Origin of the sequence: Flavobacterium sp. (genome assembly GCF_031363805.1) — a bacterium.
Taxonomy (GTDB): domain Bacteria; phylum Bacteroidota; class Bacteroidia; order Flavobacteriales; family Flavobacteriaceae; genus Flavobacterium.
In genome coordinates, this window is the sequence record NZ_JANLVD010000265.1 from 1 (window position 1) to 1,515 (window position 1,515).

General features: G+C 32.7%; 2 protein-coding genes. Both read right to left on the reverse strand.

Annotated features, from left to right (window positions below):
- Window positions 1-771, reverse strand: a 771-nt coding sequence (locus RMN92_RS14080) for a transcriptional regulator (RefSeq protein WP_309610077.1), incomplete at its 3' end; no start/stop codon positions are given.
- A 135-nt stretch (window positions 772-906) separates the two neighbouring features.
- Complete coding sequence (locus RMN92_RS14085) at window positions 907-1,194, reverse strand: helix-turn-helix domain-containing protein (RefSeq protein ID WP_011963685.1); 288 nt, start codon at window positions 1,192-1,194, stop codon at window positions 907-909.
- Window positions 1,195-1,515 lie beyond the last annotated feature (321 nt).

The window sequence follows — 1,515 nt, forward strand, 5'->3', positions numbered from 1 at the left end:
TGTGTTGAGATTTTTGGCTCTATTTGGATTATCATTGGTATTGAATTTGTTTGCGTTTAGCATCCAGTTTTGTACTGCTGCTGTCCAATTGACCATTGCGGTTTTACCACCAACTAGCCATCCGTTGCTTGAGAAATAATTGAAGAATTTTTGTGCTTCGAGTTCCGGAAATTTTTGTTCGAGAAAATACGCATTGACTTCCTGGTTTGTCGGAGTTGAAATATTCTTCTTTTTTTCGCGCAACTTTTTTTCTTCTTCTTTTTTTTCTTCGGGTAATAAATTATCAATTTTAAAATTTTGTGGTTGCTCACCCAAGTTTAAATCATTTGAAATGTTTGTTTTGTTTATATAGTTTATAGAAGGTACTAGTGCTTGTTCAGTGCCTGTCCCAGTACTTGTTTCTCGCTTGTTCAGAACCTGTTCATTATTTGCTAAATTTTTTTCGGTGTTGCTTACTCTTTTTTGAACGGGTTTTAAGTCTTCTGAAAAATTGAAAAGTATTACCATACTACCTTTAAAAGGATTGAATGATGGTTCGTATTTTATGTATCCTTTGTCATTTAATTCTCTCATGCATTTGTGATACGTTGCTTTGGAACAAATTTTACTTATACGCATCACTTCATCTCTGGTTATGCTAATTGGATTTTGAAAACGGTTCACATTCCAAAACTGAAACAGTGCAATATATAAACTGATATGAGTTGGGTTGAGGTTTCGGTCTTGGACTATGCGGTCGAAGAATCCGGTTAAATGTTTTATGTAATTCATTTTGTTTTAGGTGCTAAGGTTTAAAATTGTAAAAGTTGAGAGGTACTAGGATTTACTTCTCGATACAATCCCACGACAAATGGGATTACTCGAAGTAATGAAAGGAAAGGTTACTTAGTGTCTCGTAATGATATATTATTTGAAAAGATTTGGAATCGCTTTAACTTTATTATGCTCTAATAATTTATCGATGTCTTGATTTGCATAATAGATAATACCGCCTATTTTGGTATAAGAAAGGGTTCCATTAATACGTAGATTTTGGAGTGTTCCAGTGGAAATATTTAACAGCTTACGGACTTCATTGGATTTTAACCACTGCTTTGTGAGTTGTGTTTTTGATTGGATGATTTCTTTTAAATCATTTAGTAAAAGTGAACGAAATTCGTTCAAATCCTCACGAGTAATAACTTCGATTGCCATAATATAATTGTTTTTAAATTAGTACAGCAAATTGAATTGTTTTTTGGATATCAAAACAGTTACTGGGGTTACGCAACCCCTAACAAAGTATAGTAAAATATACCATTTAGAAGATTACATTTTTTATTTACATTACAGTTGTTATGATTTTTATTGTTTTATGACTAAATTTGCTAAATGAAGAAAAATTAGAGGTTATTCCTCTTTACATTATATTAGCGAAAGTTATTTAGGGCATCAGAAAACGACCAAATTCTTATACACAGCCTATGAATAAACTGTTCGCCTACGCAATGCGTGGGCTCGGTTTATCGTGGCTGT